The organism is Pedobacter sp. ASV28 (genome assembly GCF_016428855.1).
GTDB lineage: Bacteria > Bacteroidota > Bacteroidia > Sphingobacteriales > Sphingobacteriaceae > Pedobacter.
Genome location: NZ_JAELTN010000014.1, coordinates 79311 through 97075 on the forward strand (window position 1 = coordinate 79311; position 17765 = coordinate 97075).

Genomic DNA, 17765 nt, shown 5'->3' on the forward strand with positions numbered 1-17765 from the left:
CCATCTTTTTCAAACCACAAAACTCTTTTTCGTTACGCATCTGTTGTTATTAATGGGGCCTAGAACATTTATAGCTTAAATAGAAAAGCCCATGGCAACTGCCACGGGCTAAAAATCTATTCAATAGTCAAACCTTTATTTCTTGGCCAGCACCGCTGCACTGTAAGTGGTCGTACCATTCTTGTCAAATTGTGCCAAACGGATATAAACTGCCTGGGAGGTAGAAGTACTTTCCTTAAAGTCTCCTATCCTATCAGTCTCTTTGGCACAGGAAATCGCAATAGACACCGCTATTAACACTATGGCTATCCTGAACAGCCTACTTCTTGTCACAGGCAACAACAATAATCCTAAGATACCAAAACCAGCAAGTATGGCACCACTCCACTCCCTAGAGAAACTATAGGGCAACAGCGTAGCCGAACGCCCATCTTGCGCTTTGGAATCGACAACACCTAGATCTGTCCAAGTCTTTCCGTCATTAGAGCCCTGTACGATGAACTTGGCATTATTGGTCTCGCTAAGGGTTGTCCAGTCTACCTGCAAACGTCCTGATTGAATTTTAGCAGATAAATCACCAAAAGTTACGGGCAGTACATTTACTGTTCCGAAGGCATAATAGAAACGGTAATCAAAGTTTTCACCAATAGGAAGGATTGCTGTGTCAAATACCAACTCAACCTCATCGAAAGATAGGGTACTGGTAAAATATAAGTCTACCGGTTCCTCTCCTGTGAGCAAGGAGATCCCCGCAATACTAGACCCAGGAATATTTTGCCTCAAGTTACCAGCCAAATAGGTACGTATAGAGATATTGTTCTGCAACAATGAGACAGGAATAGTGGCATCCATACGTACCCTAAAACCAGCCTCATAACCAGCTGGAGCAAACAGAGTCCCTCCTGGAAAATTGAGCTTGGCCCGTATAGAATAAGTGGTGTTCGTACATGACAATGTTGTGACGAGTAACCCGCTTACACTGGCATAATTGCCCAGACTAACATCGGCAACATCACTAGCATTAGTGAATGTAGGCGCAAAACAAGCTCCTCCAGAAGGAGAAACATCACTGTAATTGCCAGTTGGGTTTGTAAAATTCGAATGGTAGGTCTGTGCAGCGCCCTGAAGCCAGAACAGTGAGATCACAAATAACAGGATTGTAGGTCTGATCTTTCTGTTGTACAGAAAAGACTGATTAGCCTTAATTTTTAGAAGATTTTGCATAACGTTTTTAGTTTTATTTTGTAAATATTTATGGTTTTGATATTCAATGTTTCAATCTAAAGGCAGGTAATTTTGAGATCTTTTGCAAAAGCCATATTTCCCATCGAGAGAATAGAAAATCAAGGGCATAATCCTCGATAATAGCCAAAGAGAGCATTATGATTTAAGTGCTCATCAGAAGTATAACAAGCATTTAAACAAATTGATCTCAAAATATTAAGATTCAGGTATTTATAACACAAGAACAGGTACTTTTACCCAAATCGATATGGCTTCCCCTTGATTAAATTCTTAAATGCTAATATTAAATCAGTATAATAGTTCAGAGATATAGGCGTATACTAAAGAAAAAAGCACTAGTTTCGGCCTTTTTACCTATATTATCCCTGCATTAGGGAGGCCAAAAAAACCCCAAAGGCATTTAACCATAAATATGATATGAAAATCTGTCTATCGACATACCTGCTAGTATTTTTTGGGATATTAGGATGCAAAGGCCAAGTGCGGCCTACCTACAATACTATACATGTCAACACTTATAAAAAAATTACTGATTCGGCAAAAGCACATGCTTTGAAAGGTGACACCACAAAGGCACTGTACTATCATAAGCAAGCACTTTTGCATACCCGAGCCCATGGTCTTCAGGAACATGAGGCCCACACACTAATGCATATTGGGATATTACTAAAAGGACAAGATACCAGTCAAAGCCGATCTTATTTAAAAAATGCGCTAAAAATTGCGGAACGACTGAACAAACACGAACTCCGCGCAAATATCCTATTAGCCATGAGCAGTGTCTACAAACAACAACAGAACTACAAAGAATCATTGGCTGCCCTTGAGGCACACCAAAAATTGTTACAGGATATTTTCAGGAAAAGTAGGGCACAGGAAACGGCCAAGTTACGTGCAGAAGAAAATAGACAACGTGAACGTGCCATTTTTTTGACGGTGATGATTTCGCTTACTCTGCTGATTGCTATTTTTGCATTTTATTATCAGCGTACAAAACGGCTTAACAAAGCTCTTTTTCAATCGAATCAGATCAAAGACACCTTATTCTCTATTATTGGACACGATCTTCGCGGGCCTGCCGGCAGCATTATGCAGGCGCTGGAAATGGTAGATGCAGACCTACTGGATGAGCAAGAAGAAAGACAAGTCATCAAGCTATTGAAACAACAAAGCCGCTCTTTTAATGAAACATTAAATACATTATTGAGCTGGGCATCGGCACAACTTAAAGGCGCCCAGCCTCACATCACCTCGGTTGACGCCATGACTACCATAAAGAAATCTCTCGATCTATTGATGGCACAAGCTGTGGCAAAGGATATCAGTATTAATTCGCCTAATTACCACGACCTGCCGGTAATGGCCGACAGGGATCAACTTGATTTTGTGATCCGCAACTTGGTGAGCAATGCAATCAAATTCTCTTACACTGGTGGACAGATTGATATTACCACAGAAAAGCGGGATAATGCAGCTATAATTGCCATACATGACCATGGCAAGGGCATTCCAGCAGATAAACAGCGCCAGCTTTTTGCTGAGGGACGTTTAAACAGCACCTTTGGTACCAAAGGTGAAAAAGGCACAGGCCTTGGCCTGATGTTGTCTTGGGATTTTATCCGTGCCAATCGAGGACGCATCTGGTTTGATAGCAATGAAGACAACGGGACAACATTCTACATTAGTCTGCCACTGGCGGCAGTTTAAGTAGATCTCTAAAAGCAACTTTTTTAGCAGTGGCAATTTTAGCACTGTTATGCATTAATTAATGAGGATACTGGATAAAACTTGAACCATTTCCTCAATTCAAACCAATATCACAGCACATTGAGCTTTCTTAAGTCTTCAACACTGATAGGCGGCTGCACCTTTCGCAAAGTAGTAAAGCTTGTCACATTTGTTTTTCCACCGCTCATAAGTCTTGCGCTAGATGGGTTGTTTATTGATGATATGTTAGAATATCGCCGGTTATTGCGTAGAGAGCAAAAATATAACTCTTAAAGTTTTTGGAGTGCGGTTTTTTACGTTTTTTGCAATACAAAACCGCATTAAGTTGCACTTATAATTTATTATTCTTACACTTACACTATCAAACAGTTATCTATGAACTCAAATATGCTCTTTTTTGCGTTCATTTTTAATTAATACTTTGCACCAAATAAATTCAATATGAGAAGAAAATTACCTTTTATTTTAAAAACTATTGTTTTAGTTTTTGCAGCGTCATGTAGCGCCATTGCACAAGTCAAAAGAACCAACGAAGACTTGATTAAGTTGGTAGATAAAAATTTAAGCTCGCCAATAAAAAAACGTGTCTATGGAAACGGTGATGTGTTTTTGCAAAGAAACATGAACGACTTTCTTTCCAATACCGACCGCGACCGGAAAGCCGCGATAGAAAAACAAAATCAATCAGCCAAGCTCCAAGGAGTTGTTATTGAATATGATCATAGTGGCGAAGACCATGAAGACCTTGCCGATATTTTAAATCGTCCGCATCCGTCTGTGGCCACAACAGAAAAATATATCGATGCCGCAGCAGCTGAATTTCAAGTACCTGCAATCATATTGAAAGCTGCCGCTCAGGTACAAAGCAATTGGGCACAAACAGGACCATCGTTTTATGGCTCTTACGGAATGATGGGTTTAATTGAATCGGATAATATCAAACAAATTACACTTGCTGCGAGTTTGACGAATTTAAAGGTTGACGATATAAAAAATCAAGCCAAAGCAAATATTAGAGCTGCAGCTGCGCTATTAGCCCATTATCAAAAAGGCAAACCTACATCAGATAATTTAGCGGATTGGTTTGAGGCAACAAGAGATTTGACGGGTTTAAGCAACGAAGAAATGAAGACTTCGTTAGCCACAAGTTTTTACAGTGTGATCAAAAACGGAAGTAAAACGGTATCGCTCTGGAGAGAAATTATTCAAATTGACGCTAAACCAATTACTATTCCTGAATATAAAATCGCATCTGACAAAAAAAATAAGAATGCGAATAGTATTGCTAGTACAAACACTGATTATCCAACTGCAATAAATAGAATGACTACTTGTAATTATGCTTCAGGGCGAAACGGCTATGGCATCGATTACTATTTTGTTCATTATATGGCAACCGGAACTTATGCTGGTGCCATATCTTGGTTTAGTGATTGCACACGTACTTCACCATCGAGCGCTAATTATTGTATTCGAAATTCTGATGGAGAAATATCGCAGGTAGTGAGAGAAAGCGATAGAGCTTATGCACAAGGTGTAACTGGTTTTCCACAATGGAATGGTGCAGGCGTAAGTACAGAACATGAAGTTTTAGCTACTAACTTGGCCATGTGGGATAGCGAACCCATGCTAGTTGCCGCGGCAAACTTAGCTATAGATGTTTGTAATAGAAATAACATTCCAAGAGTAAGAAGAGGAGTTAATGGCGACCGTGGCATATATGGTCATAGTGATGTTAAAGCTACCGATTGCCCTAATTTGACTACTGCACGTTGGACAAATTTATTGAACAGAATTGCCGGCGGTGTTGTCATTCCGTCGGTTTCATTACCAACGCTATATTACATCACAGGTACAGGAGGTTCTAATGTAGTAAATGCGGCGTGGAAAGCCAACACCGAGCCTACATTAAAAGGATATCGTTTATATTATGCCTTAGACGACGATTTTAGTGGTTGGGCCTTAGCTGCTGATGAATCTACGTTAACAGCCACCACCACAAGTGTCAGTTTAAACCCAAATCAATTTTTAGTGGTGCCTACAACCACTGCAGTTCATTTTAAACTTACTGCGGTGGTTACAAATGGAACTAATCCCGATGTTGAAAGTGTACCAAGTGATGTTTATAGCAGAACTGTAAATACTACAACAGGGCCACGGGTTCTTATTGTTGACGCATTTGATCGAGTTAACGATTATAAATCAAGATCGCACAATTTTGCTGCCATTTATTTTAATACGCTGCGAGACAATGCCACGCTACGAATTAATTCTGCTGCCGACGAGATGATAGACGCAGGAACTATTTTATTAAGTGACTACGATATTGTGTTATGGTTTTCCGGTGACGAATCTAGCGCTGACAAAATTTTTAACGGAACAAACAAAGCAAAAGTTAAAACTTTCTTGGATAATGGTGGAAAACTGCTAATTACAGGATCAGAAATTGCATATAATTTAGGAAGATCTGGTGCAGGTGAATACGATATAAGTTTTATGAATAATTATTTGAAGGCAAGTTATGTTAGTGACGGTACGACCACAGATACGCCTGCGTCAGGCGTAATAGGCAGTCCATTCGAGGGTGTAACACTAAATTTTGGACAGATTTATCCACAACCATGGCCTGATAATATCAGCCCTTTTGGCGGTGCAACAGCAATTTTAAAATATAATACCGCAGGACGTTTTGGCGGAATTGCTTATAAAGGTACATTTGGCTCGGGAACAAGCTCTGGTGCAATTATTTTTATAGGATTTGCAATAGAAACTGCACCTCAAGAACAAATTACAGCTTTTATGTCAAAAGCATTGGCCTATTTTGAGGTAACTTTGCCAGTTACACTACTTAGCTATAATGTAACAATGCAAAACACGGGGGTTGTTAAATTACAGTGGCAAACCGCTTCTGAAACTGATAACAAAGAATTTATCATCTCCCGATCAGTGGATGGGCAGCAGTTTAATGTTGTTGGTAGAGTTGCAAGTTTTGGAAATACAACAACCGGTAATAATTATGTTTTTTATGATAAAAAACCAGTTAATGGTATTAATTATTATCGATTAGAACAACAAGATTTTAATGGTAAAATAACAGATTTAGGGGTACGAGCGGTTAATGTGTCTTTAACTGATAACAAAGTAGAAATTTATCCAAACCCAACGCAAGATATCATTAACGTTGCGTTTGTGGCAGGTGTTTATAATCAGATACAGCTTATAGATATCAACGGTAAAATATTAAAACAAATCTCATTAGGCAGCTCAACAACGCAAACAACTATCAGTTTAAACAATGTAGCTTCGGGCACCTACTTACTAAAATTTAACGGTAATATACCTTTAGTAAAAAGGATTGTAAAAAACTAGCGTTAATAATTTTTTAAAATACCGTAGGTGTTATCCTACGGTATTTTGTTTAATTATGGCATTCAACTTTTAAAATATTCACCGACATGAAATTTTAAAATGAGTAAATTATTTTTCGGGAGAATTAAAGCTATAATTCTACTATAAAAAAGGTACTTAAAGAGCTATTGATAAAAGCCCGTAACACAACAGAAAAGATTGAATCATGAGAAAGGCAAAAATAACATCACCAAAGCTCCCAGAAGCAGTCAAACAGGAACACGAACTGTACCTTCTTGAAATAATGGCAGAATCATCAGTATTGTAGGAGAAGTTCGTCGTGATTTGGGTCTATTACCCTATATTACTACGTTGAAGCGTTATTGCGAGGAAGATTTCTTCTCTTTGTTCATCGTTCATGAAAAACATGAAAAGATTATCACTAATGAAATTGAGACCAGTAAATTTATTGGCTACATTCCTGTAGTTAAATTAAAACAGGAAGATTAAGTCAATTAATTCAACCAACAAAAGAATCTGTGTTCAATATGCATAAGACTAAACAAAGCCCATCTGTAAAAGGATGGGCTTTGTTTTTAGTAGTACTCGGCTTTAAATATATTAGAATCTAATATTTCCTAATCAAAACGTGCCAGTAAACGTTCCAAATATTGTAGAAAGTTCATGTTTGAGACCAAGTTAATTCTAGTTCTATTTGTGTAGAACAACAAGGTGTTGTTTGTCAGAAACAACCTTTAAATAGCTTTAGTCTGGTTTAGGCATAAAAAAAGCTCCCCATTTTCATGAGAAGCTTTGTGGGCGACGCGAGGGAAAACTTGAACCGATTTATAGATGATTTGAGGGTTTTGATTGAATTAAGGAAGAATCAAAGCGAGGTAAAATTCGAACTGTATAAACAGGAAGGAGTTAACCTTTGGCAAAATTCAAAAGAATTAACTCCTACACATCCCTGAAATTTTATTGCAATTCCATTGCAAGATTCGACCGGTCATTGTAAAGCCCGTTCTTCTTTATTGTACCACTTGTATGGCCCTTAATTTTAACAATCGATGGTTACTAATTTTTAATCACTTTAAGGATATCCATTTTATTTATTCCAACAAGTTTGACAAAATAAATGGCTGATGGATAATTTGCTAAAGAAATTTCTTTATTAGTATCTGTTTTAGAAACACTTAACGTTTGAAGCACAGTACCATTTACATTAATGATTTCTATGGCTTGACAACCTGTATCAAATGTTATTACTGCTTTTTCAGTTACTGGATTTGGATATAAAGAAATGTTATTGGTTAGTTTAAAATCTATGGTTTTTATCCCTAATTCTTTAACATCGCCATTAAAATCTAGCTGCTGTAGTTTATAATAGTTTGTGCCAGCCAAAGGCGATAAATGCTCAAAAGCATAAGTGCTTACACTTGAAGTTGTGCCCTTGCCTTGTAATTCAGTTATAACTTCAAAGTTTTTACCATCTGTAGCGTGGCTAAGTACAAATGCTTTGTTGTTCTGCTCTGATAATGTTGTCCATTTTAAAGCTACGTGGTTATTTTTTTTTTTAGCAGTAAAATCTTTTAAAACTATTGGCAAAACATTGGTAGTTGTAAACGAAATGGGGCTATCTGTCCAATTTCCATAACTGCTTCCGTCGTAAGTCCTCATCCATAAATAATAAGTAGTTGCTGGTTGTAAACCACCTATACCAGCAGCTGTACCTGTGAATATTCCGCTTGCGGCTTCATTGCTAGCTGGGGCTGCGTTAACCGTAGAGACGTAATACGGATAAACGTTTTCTGAAGGTGTATAATTCAAGTCATCTACAACTATACTACCACTTGGGCCAGAACCAGAACTAACAAAAGAAATATTAATCTTTTTAACATTGCTCCAGTTAAGCGTTACGTATTCAAACCCAAAACTGAAACTCACACTTGTTGTCTTAGTGTACAATTCGATATTATTGCTACTATAAGCTTTAATCGTGTAAGAGGTTAAATTGCTTGGATATATCCATAATCCTTTTAACGTAAATGGTACGTTAAAAGTAAGGCTGTTGTCATTACGACCGATATACCAACTTGCACTACCGGTACGTACCAAGCCATTATAACCTCTAGTATCGCTGTTAGCTGAGTTCCAATCGTAGCCACCACTATTCCAAGAGCTGGTGCCAAATGGTTGATCGAAGCTCTCTACTTTCGTACCAGTGGTAGTTGTTGCGGTAGACGCCTGCCAGCTTACTGTAGTATGGTTATCAGTAGTATTAGAAACAACTAAACCTGTCGGTGCATCTTGAGCACTTGCGGTATAAAGATTTAAAGCAACAATGAAAATTGGCAAGAGTAAACATTTTTTCATATAGTTTTATTTTAGTTTATTAATTTAAGTTTGAGATATACTAACATTTAAGGATCTTTCAGATTTCGTTTGTCCCGCTGATCTTAATCGAATAGGGCGGTAAACGTATTCTGTCCACTATCCATGATTTCCTTTACCTTTCAATAGTGATGGTATTTATTTTATTGACCACAATTAGAGCATCTGCAAACTCGGTGACGGCATTTCCCAACTATCGCCTGTACCACTAGTAGTGTTTGCTTGCTTTACGTATAAAATACCATTGGCATCTGGCGTAATTGCCACAACTCGTTTTGCTTTTATAACAGGGACAACACTGGCTTTAACCAACAAATAGCCACCAAGGTTTAACGTAATGATAACTGTACTAACGGTAAGTGCTTTTTTAAGGATAGCTTTACTTCGGCTAACAAAAGATTGAAGATACATATTAACAAAGAATGGTAAGCTTCAAAGTTAGGTGTACAGTAATTTTTTCTACAATTTGGGGCGTTGCAAAAACGTTGCAATTTAATACTACAAGTTTAAAAGCTTATTGAGACCTTCTTCTTCGTTTAATTCCATTTTTTTACGCAACCTGTGCCAAGTGCTTCTAATTGTGGTGGCAGATACACCTAATGCGGCGGCCATTTCCTTATTATCAAACTGTAGCTTAACCAATGTAATGTATCTAATTTCGGCAGGGGTTAGTTGTGGATATTGTTGTTTAAGGCGGTAAATATAGCCTGTGTGCACTTTATCAAACAGCAGGCGGTACTGTTCCCAATCATCATCGGTAAGAATAATACTTTGACGAAGTTGCGCTATGGTATTGTCATTACCTTCGGTTTTTAATTGTGCAGAAAGTTCCATAATCTGCTTTTGATTAACCAAAATCTGTTTGGTAAATTCTTGCAGTTTTGTTTCGGCTTCGAGCAATAAATTTTGTTGATGAGTAATTTTGATGCTCTTGATTTGTTGCTGGAGCAAAAGTCTTTTACGCTGAACACGATAGTAGTAAACAAAAAACACGATAGCGATGACCAACAAACCTATAATGACATTTCTCTGTATTTCTCTTATTTTTTGTTTGTTTTCTAATTCACTAATTGCTTTTTGACCCTGCTCATTACTCAGCTTTTGCTGCGCTCGTAGTAATTTCATGGTATTGAACTTTCTGTCTAGGCTATCTCTTACCATTAAGGTGGAATCTAGGTATAATGCAGCTAATTTCATGTCTCCCTTCATTGCATATAGTTTATTCAATAAAGGGAAGAGCTGTGCCTTACGTTGATACTGTTGACTTTTTTCCACATAGTGCTTACTCTTCATGATTTGGCTTTCGGCATCTGTGAAACGCTGTTGCTTTAAGTAAACATTGGCCAACAACATAGAAGAACCAGAGGCAAGGCCCCAGTCGTTATGTTTTACTGCCTGTGAAATATCATTTTTGAATAGTGGAATGGCTTTATCGAATTGATTTCTGAGGTAATAATTCTGCCCTAAATTACCATCTACAATGGCCATCCAAAATGTATCTCTCTTATTTTCTTTGATCTTCCTTAATTTTAAAAAGTACTGGTCAGAGAGATCTAGTTTTCCTAAAGATTGGTAAATTAAACCTAAGCTATTGTAAGCCTGATTTTTAAAGTAATCAATTCTACTTTTACTTGGTAGTGGCAATATTTGCTTAAAATACTGTAATGCCTTGTGGTAATCCTTAAAAGTATAGTAGGCGTTTGCAATGGCATAAAAGTCAAATGTTTTATCTGGATAAATAGCTACCGATAAATTTGGCAACATTGCACCCAAGCGGTCGTAATTCTCGAAACCCAATTCGTAATTACCCAATACATTCCAATAATATTCTGCTTTTGCCCGGGTTATTCTTGGTAACAATTGTTTAAAACCTACTTTATCTGCTTCGCTAAATAAGCTATCTAAACGATGTAAAATAAGTTGCTGCTCTTTTGGCCTAAACTTCATAAAGTACATCGTACGCAATAGATCTGCATCTAAAATCAATTGCTTATCATTACTTTTTTGTGCAAATTTCTCAAATGCGTCAACTTTTTTTTCGCTTTCTATGGCTTCGGTGCCTCGTAGAGCCAGCTCATAGATATCCCAAATTTGCTCTGCCCTTTCACTATAATCGAGTTTTAATAGTGGCTGATATTGGGAATAGCCGAATAGGGATAAAAGAATAAAAAGCGTTAAAAAAAGCCCTGTTTTAGTTTTCACAAATGAAGAATAAACATATTTTTTTCATGTTTTCATTACATTCATAGAGAGAGCTCAAACCTAATCATAAAAAACTATATAGCTTCGCTTTTACATAAAATTTATCCTAATTGTAAATTGCTTAGTTAAGTATTGGATAAATCAGAATGGCTTAAACCTATCTTGCATCAATAATTTCATTTTAAACCATTGATTTATTTAGCATTAGTGTTTTGAAGAAGAAATCAACTTTATTGGTTTATCAAAAAGAGCTTTAAAAGCTAATTCAATTTCTCTGACTTCAAACAAGCCCATCTGGAAAGAAGTAGCCTTGACTGAATTTGCATTGAATAACCTTCTGACATCAATACAACATAAAAGGAGCCTTCGCTAGAACTTAAGCGTGCGAAACATATCTAAACGTCAAAACAAAAAAGCCCTGCATTTCTGCAACGCTTTAGGAAGTGGACTTAACTGAACATCGAAACGTTATAAAAGCACAAACAACTGAAAATCAACAACTTTAAACCACATATAAATCTTAAAGTGGAAAATTTACGTGAAAAATAAAAATGAAAAAGCCTTAACTATTAAATAGTTAAGGCGATTTAAGTGGGCCCAGCTGGGCTCGAACCAGCGACCAAAAGATTATGAGTCTTCTACTCTAACCAACTGAGCTATAGGCCCTGAAAATCTTTTCAGATTTTGCGAGTGCAATGTTACGTAATTGAAATCAAATTAGAAAGTACTTTACTCAATTTTTTTAAAATTATTTGAAGATAGAATAAGCTATAGGGACAGCATGAGCATTAAAACAACTAATTATCAAAACACTAGCTGATATACAAATAATGGTACCTACTCCGCTAATGGTAATACGTCAATTATAAAGGCGCCATTTATCATCTCGCCATTTATAGAAAATACGGGCGATGGACTATTTAATCATAGCGAATAGTTATAACCATATTGATAAACCAAAAATATACCTAAAACAGTTCCAATTTTTAATTTGAAAGAAATCCGATCTTCCGTTAGATGAAATCGTACAAAAATGATACAACAGACCTTGCTATATTAGGTTTTACCAATTAGATGATACATCTTTGCCATAAAATTTGGACACCTCAATGGCGCACATTAAAAACATCATATTTGATTACGGCAATGTTATTTTTGCCATAGATTTTTTAAGGACACAAAATGCTTTTTCACAGCTTGGCATTCCAAATGCGGAACAATTCTTTGCCCATAAAACGCACCATCAATTATTTAATGATTTCGAAACAGGTGCCATAAGCCCAGTCTTATTTAGAGATGGCATTAGAAAAGCGGCCAATAGACCAGCGCTTAGCGATCAACAAATAGATGACGCTTGGAACAGTTTATTGATAGGTGTTTCGGGCAATAACCATCAGGTATTATTGGAAGTCAAACAAAAATATCGTACATTTTTACTAAGCAACAATAACAAAATCCACTATGATTGGATCATGTCCTATCTGCAAAAAGATTTCGGCCTTAACGGTTATGAAGAATATTTTGAGAAAGCCTATTTTTCACAAGATACCAACATGAGGAAACCTGATCCAGCAATTTTTGAAATGGTATTGAAAGACAACAATCTGGTAGCCACGGAAACCTTATTTATAGATGATAGTCCGCAGCACATAGAGGGTGCAAAAAAAGTAGGTCTAAATACCTTGCTTATGAATGTACACCCAGAAAACCTAAATGAGTTCCTCAAAGAAAACCAGATTCTATAACTTAATGTCGTCTTATTTTGCAGTAAATTATTTAACTTAGTGTAAACCATTGCCATGTCTGTAAAAAAGTACAAGTCCTTACAGGAATTTTATCCTTTCTATCTAAGCGAACATCAAAACTTTACCAGTCGTATATTACACTTTATAGGTACAGGCTTGGTACTATTGGCCTTAATTACAGGTGTTTTATTTCACGATTGGAGATTTTTAGCTATTATTCCATTCCTTGGTTATGGCTTTGCTTGGATAGGACATTTCTTTTTTGAGAAGAATAAACCTGCTACTTTCCAATATCCATTCTACAGTTTAGCCAGTGATTTTATACTTTTTTGGGATCTATTAAGCGGTAAACAACCCTTCCGAACAAAATAAACTATTTTTCATAATGAGGGTGTCCAAAAAGTCCTTATTGAAATTATCTCCCAAATAGTAGATAGAGGAATTAGGGCATAATGACCAAAAAGACTTTATTGGACGCTCATTACTTTTTTTGTTTTGTCACCTTAAATTCCGTTCTTCTATTTAGGGCCCTCCCCTCTGGGTTATCCTCTCCATTTGGTAGTTTATTTGGAGCAATTGGCCGACTAAAACCATAGCCTTTCCAAGTCATTCTTTCGGCCGATATGCCTCTACCTATTAAATAGTACACGCATGATTTTGCTCTCCTGTCAGATAGTTCCAGGTTATATTTTTCTGTGCCTATAATATCTGTATGGGAACTCAACTCTATTTCTATGTTGGGATTATCAACCATAATTTTGTAAAGTGTATCCAAGGTTGCTTTGGATAATTCGGTCAACTCGGCACTATTAAACTCATAAAGTATATTATCCAATACAATAGGCTTATCGATCACCATGGGTTCAAGACACAAATCTGGGCTTAACAACGTATCAGACTTTACCAATTGTTCATAATTAAAGCTTATACTTTTTGCAAAATAATTTTCCTTTGCTGCATTAACCTGAATTCCACGGTTACTTCCCACTTGAAATTGATATTTACCTTCGGCATTTGTTAACACGATCTGCTTCTCTGTATCTACTCCCGTTAGCGTAATCGTAGCGCCTTGCAAAGGCTTCTTAGTAACACAGTCTACGAGTGCGCCAAAAACATTTATGTATTCCCTTGTTATATGGAATACTTCCAAGCAGCAGATAGATTCACGATCAGAGCTAATGTATCCCTCTTTGCCAGTATCATCTAAGGCCGTAAAATATACATCGTCTTTTGCAGAATTAAATGGATAACCCAAATTTACAGGTACTGACCAATCGGTAAAATCACCCTCACTTTCATAAAAATCAAAACCTCCCAAACCGATCCTTCCATCACTACTGAACAAAAGCTTTTTAGTGATCGGATGATAATAAGGCGCTTCTTCATTATCTTGGGTATTGATCTTTGCTCCTAAATTAATGGCATTACCTACGTTACCATCAGGCCTTAGCACAGCGTACCACAAATCGTATTTTCCCAATCCTCCTGGTCTATCTGAAGAAAACAGCAGGTATTTCCCATCTTTTGTAATAAAAGGTTGCATGGAATTAAATCCACTTACATTTACCTCTCCTCCCAAAACTATTGGATCTTCCCATTTATCACCATTTTTTTTACTCATGTAGATGTTCCGTTTTTTATCTTCCTTATTAACCCAAGCTGTAAAAAACATAAAATTTCCATTAGGATGAAGTGCAATGGCTGCCGACTCCATTTTTTTCATTTCAAGCCCCACCTTCTTTACATTTACATTTTGCGATTTTGGATCATCTGCCCTAATGGTGTATAATGTATTAATGTAGGGTGTCTCTTTTTTAACCACCTTAACATTGTTTTTCCCAGCTTCTAACACCTCATTTTTTCCAGCATTACCAATTGGACGTGATGAAGTAAAATAAAATTCAGCGTTATTTTGAAGTGGGGCATAATTTGACCCAGCTGAATTGATGTTATTCGATAATCTTGTTATTCTATATAATCTCGGATATTTAATCTCATGGATAGCATACTTGCAGGATTCTATTTCAAATTTTGCCTTTTTTACATAATCGTCATTGAGCTTATATTTTTTAAGAAATGCCTCGAATGCAGCAATAGCATCTTCATACTTTAAGTTTGCACGTAGACATTCGCCATACCAAAAGCCGCTTAGTATATACTTTTCATTAATAAATTGATTAGCAATAGCATACCATTTTTCAGCGTCCTTAAAATTTTTATATAACCTTAATGAGGTGGCCAATTGAAATACGGCATACTCATAATCGTCTTTTTTAGGGCTCGCTTCCTTTATTTTATTTTCGAAACCATAAGGCACTATAAAGCCTAAACTATCTGGCGAAATCTGCAAGGTTTTTTTATAATACTCAGCCGCCGCATAATACTCCTTATTAAGAAAGTAAACATCGGCTATACGCTTGTTATTGGTACTTGATGTCATTTGCGCTTTCGCTATGGAAAGCGAGCAGAAAAGAATAATAGTAAAGTTTACGATTTTCATATGCTATGTATTAAAGTCTTGGGCAAAAAAAGTTCGGACCAACAATGCCTTTTCTACCAATAAAGGATATAGATAATTCCAACCCTCCTTTATTGCCTGTTGCCCTATTGAGCCCAGATGTATTAAAGTCATAACTGATCCCAAAAACCATACTTTTAAAATGAAGGCCTAAAAATGCAATGGCAGCATCATCCACTCTGTAATTGGAGCCAAAGAGCAGATCTGATTCGGTATTTAGCATCATTTGTGCATAAGCACCTATGGCTATTTCTCTTGCTGTTCCCTGTTTTAGGTATAAGGCATTTGGCGTGATATCGAAAAGCTGATTTACCCTTATCCTTGCGCCTCCATGAGCTGCATAACGCATAGGAATACGTGCGCCTCCCCCCACAAATTTATCTTTCGGCCTAGTGAGATGTGAAACAGCTCCTCCAAAAAATAAATTTACAGTTCTAAAATCAGAAGCATCAAAATACATTACTCCAAAATTCACATCAGGAGCGGTGAAATTCTCGGCTGCAAAACTTTCATCAAACAACAGGGAACCATCATAGCCCATAACCGGATTATATTGGCTTCCTAAGGTTACCTTTGATATATCAAAACTTTTATTGACTATCCCGCCCTGCAAGCCAAAATTGATAATATTATCTCCACTCTGTCCAAAACGAATTCGGTAAGCTGCCGAAGCCAATGCACTCAATTGGTTATAACCAACGCCACCTGCCCGTTGATTGATGACCATCCCACCAAAGGCCATATTCTTTACCGGTGCAGCATCAATGGAAGCACCTACAGTTGTAAATCCGTCGTTTAAATTGCTCCATTGTTGTTTTGCGTTGACATTTACTCGATAAGCTCCATCAATTACCCCTGTTAATGCAGGATTGAGCCATATCGGATTGGCATAATATTGTGAAAAGTGAGGATCGATCTGTGCTTTAGACTGCTCTATTATAAAAATCGACACAAAAATTAGTGCACACATTATTCTTGTATTTTTCATCGGTATCATTTTAGTTAAAACCATATCACAATTATTAAAGGCCCAAATTATCTTAATAGCGTTATTGTTCCTTTGAACATTTTACTTGTGCCACTTTCAAATGTCACGTCGATATAATAAACATACACGCCGCTAGGCTGTAAAGTTCCCTTGTGAGTACCATCCCAACCCTGATTTATAGACTGAGCCTCATAAATAAATTGTCCCCATTGATTATAGATACGCATCCTGAATCTAGAAACAGCATTACCATACGCTAAGAAAAGATCATTTTTACCATCTCCATTTGGCGTAAAAGTATTGGGCACATATAATTCATTACCAAATGGATCAGTAGTTTTCCCTGTTACGGCTATAGAATTGGCACTATTCTGGCAATCTGTTTGTCCTTTTGCCCTTACAATAATCGTTACGCTTTGTAGCGGACTCAGACCTAATACCAGATAGCTTGTACCTACCGGTCCATCTGTAGGTGCTGTCCAGGTTGTTCCCCCATTAATTGATACTTCATAAGCTAATGCTCCTGCAACGGTATTCCATGTAAATAAAATGCTCTTGCTGGTTACATTATCTACCCTAACAACTGGTGCAGGAAGTACTGTAGCAACATTGACCGTTACCGCAGTACGCGTACTGCTCACACAACCTGCAACTTTAGATACACTTTCCACATAAAATATAGTGGTCAACGAGAGCGTACCCGTGCTATAAGAATTACCTTCATATAATGAAGTACCTCCCGTAGATGTAGTATACCATCTATAGTTGAGATTGGCATTAGGATTATTTACGGTCAATATTGTAGAAGCTCCCGCACAAAGCTGTGCATTGGCTGCCATTACATTTGTGGGTGCAATTGGTATAGCAACCACTTCAACATTTACCTCTGTTCTGTTAATAGATGTACAACTACCCACACTCGCTTCTACGTAATACACTGCATTGGCATTAAGCATATTGGTCATATAGGTTGAACCAGTTGTAATAGCTGTACCTCCCATTGCAGTGGTATACCAGCTGTAAGTTACACCTGCTATAGGATTACTTACCGATAAAGTTGCTGAACTTCCTGTACAAATACTAACTGTGCTCAGCGTTACTGTTGGGGCAAGAGGTTTCGTAGTTACCGTTACCGTAACTTTCACCCTTGCTGTGGCGCTTGTACAACCTGCCGTACCTACAGCTCTTACATAATAATCTCTCGATGTATTTAGCATTAATGTAGGATATGAAGTACCAGTAGTTAGTATTGCACTCCCAGTTGCATCATCATACCATTCATAGATAACATTTGCTTGTGGATTTACAATACTTAATACGGTTGAATTTCCCGCACAAATTGTTGTTCCTGCTGTAGCCACCACTGGCAATATTGGTCCAGGATTCACTGAGATCGTGATCCTGGTGCGAGAGGCCGTGCTGTTGCTGCAGCTGCTGCCGTTCACCGCCTCCACGAAATAATCGTAGCTCCCCGCAGCAAGGTTGTTGGGCGTAGCATAGCTCGCAGTGTTCGATGCCACTAGCGTACCGTTGGAATCGTACCAGTTGTAGCTCAGGCCCGAAACCTGCACCACGCCCAGCGTGGCCGGAGTACCCA

General features: G+C 37.4%; 11 protein-coding genes and 1 tRNA gene. 4 read left to right on the forward strand and 8 right to left on the reverse strand.

The window, feature by feature from the left end; genetic code table 11:
- Positions 1–135: 135 nt before the first annotated feature.
- Positions 136–1224: a hypothetical protein gene (locus JHD79_RS07255; protein ID WP_199118552.1), complete on the reverse strand. Its 1089-nt coding sequence runs from the start codon at positions 1222–1224 to the stop codon at positions 136–138.
- A 438-nt stretch (positions 1225–1662) separates the two neighbouring features.
- Between JHD79_RS07255 and JHD79_RS07260 the strand changes: the two genes are divergently transcribed.
- Positions 1663–2952 (forward strand): ATP-binding protein, encoded by a 1290-nt coding sequence (locus tag JHD79_RS07260; protein WP_199118553.1) that lies wholly within the window; start codon positions 1663–1665, stop codon positions 2950–2952.
- Between the two features lie 462 nt (positions 2953–3414).
- A complete protein-coding gene (locus JHD79_RS07265; protein WP_199118554.1) occupies positions 3415–6342 on the forward strand; it encodes an N-acetylmuramoyl-L-alanine amidase in 2928 nt (975 codons plus the stop codon).
- A 1056-nt stretch (positions 6343–7398) separates the two neighbouring features.
- Here JHD79_RS07265 and JHD79_RS07270 read toward each other — a convergent pair.
- The 4 genes from JHD79_RS07270 to JHD79_RS07285 all read right to left on the reverse strand — a co-directional run bounded on the left by JHD79_RS07270 (position 7399) and on the right by JHD79_RS07285 (position 11583).
- A complete protein-coding gene (locus tag JHD79_RS07270) occupies positions 7399–8697 on the reverse strand; it encodes a T9SS type A sorting domain-containing protein (RefSeq protein ID WP_199118555.1) in 1299 nt (432 codons plus the stop codon).
- 174 nt (positions 8698–8871) lie between these two features.
- The gene (locus JHD79_RS07275) at positions 8872–9126 is read right to left on the reverse strand and encodes a hypothetical protein (protein ID WP_199118556.1); all 255 of its coding nucleotides are present in this window, start codon (positions 9124–9126) and stop codon (positions 8872–8874) included.
- Between the two features lie 87 nt (positions 9127–9213).
- Positions 9214–10917: a hypothetical protein gene (locus JHD79_RS07280; protein ID WP_199118557.1), complete on the reverse strand. Its 1704-nt coding sequence runs from the start codon at positions 10915–10917 to the stop codon at positions 9214–9216.
- A gap of 592 nt (positions 10918–11509) precedes the next feature.
- A tRNA-Ile gene (locus JHD79_RS07285) sits at positions 11510–11583 on the reverse strand.
- A gap of 443 nt (positions 11584–12026) precedes the next feature.
- Between JHD79_RS07285 and JHD79_RS07290 the strand changes: the two genes are divergently transcribed.
- On the forward strand, positions 12027–12662 hold the full coding sequence (locus JHD79_RS07290; RefSeq protein ID WP_199118558.1) for an HAD family phosphatase: 636 nt from the start codon (positions 12027–12029) through the stop codon (positions 12660–12662).
- Between the two features lie 54 nt (positions 12663–12716).
- On the forward strand, positions 12717–13034 hold the full coding sequence (locus JHD79_RS07295) for a DUF962 domain-containing protein (protein WP_199118559.1): 318 nt from the start codon (positions 12717–12719) through the stop codon (positions 13032–13034).
- Between the two features lie 109 nt (positions 13035–13143).
- Here the strand turns inward: JHD79_RS07295 and JHD79_RS07300 are convergent, their stop codons facing one another.
- From JHD79_RS07300 to JHD79_RS07310, 3 genes are all read right to left on the reverse strand, one after another.
- Entirely contained in the window at positions 13144–15162 is a 2019-nt protein-coding gene (locus JHD79_RS07300; protein WP_199118560.1) for an OmpA family protein, read from the reverse strand.
- A 10-nt stretch (positions 15163–15172) separates the two neighbouring features.
- A complete protein-coding gene (locus tag JHD79_RS07305; protein ID WP_199118561.1) occupies positions 15173–16168 on the reverse strand; it encodes a PorP/SprF family type IX secretion system membrane protein in 996 nt (331 codons plus the stop codon).
- A gap of 47 nt (positions 16169–16215) precedes the next feature.
- A partial coding sequence (locus JHD79_RS07310) for a gliding motility-associated C-terminal domain-containing protein (RefSeq protein ID WP_199118562.1) occupies positions 16216–17765 on the reverse strand: 1550 nt, incomplete at its 5' end.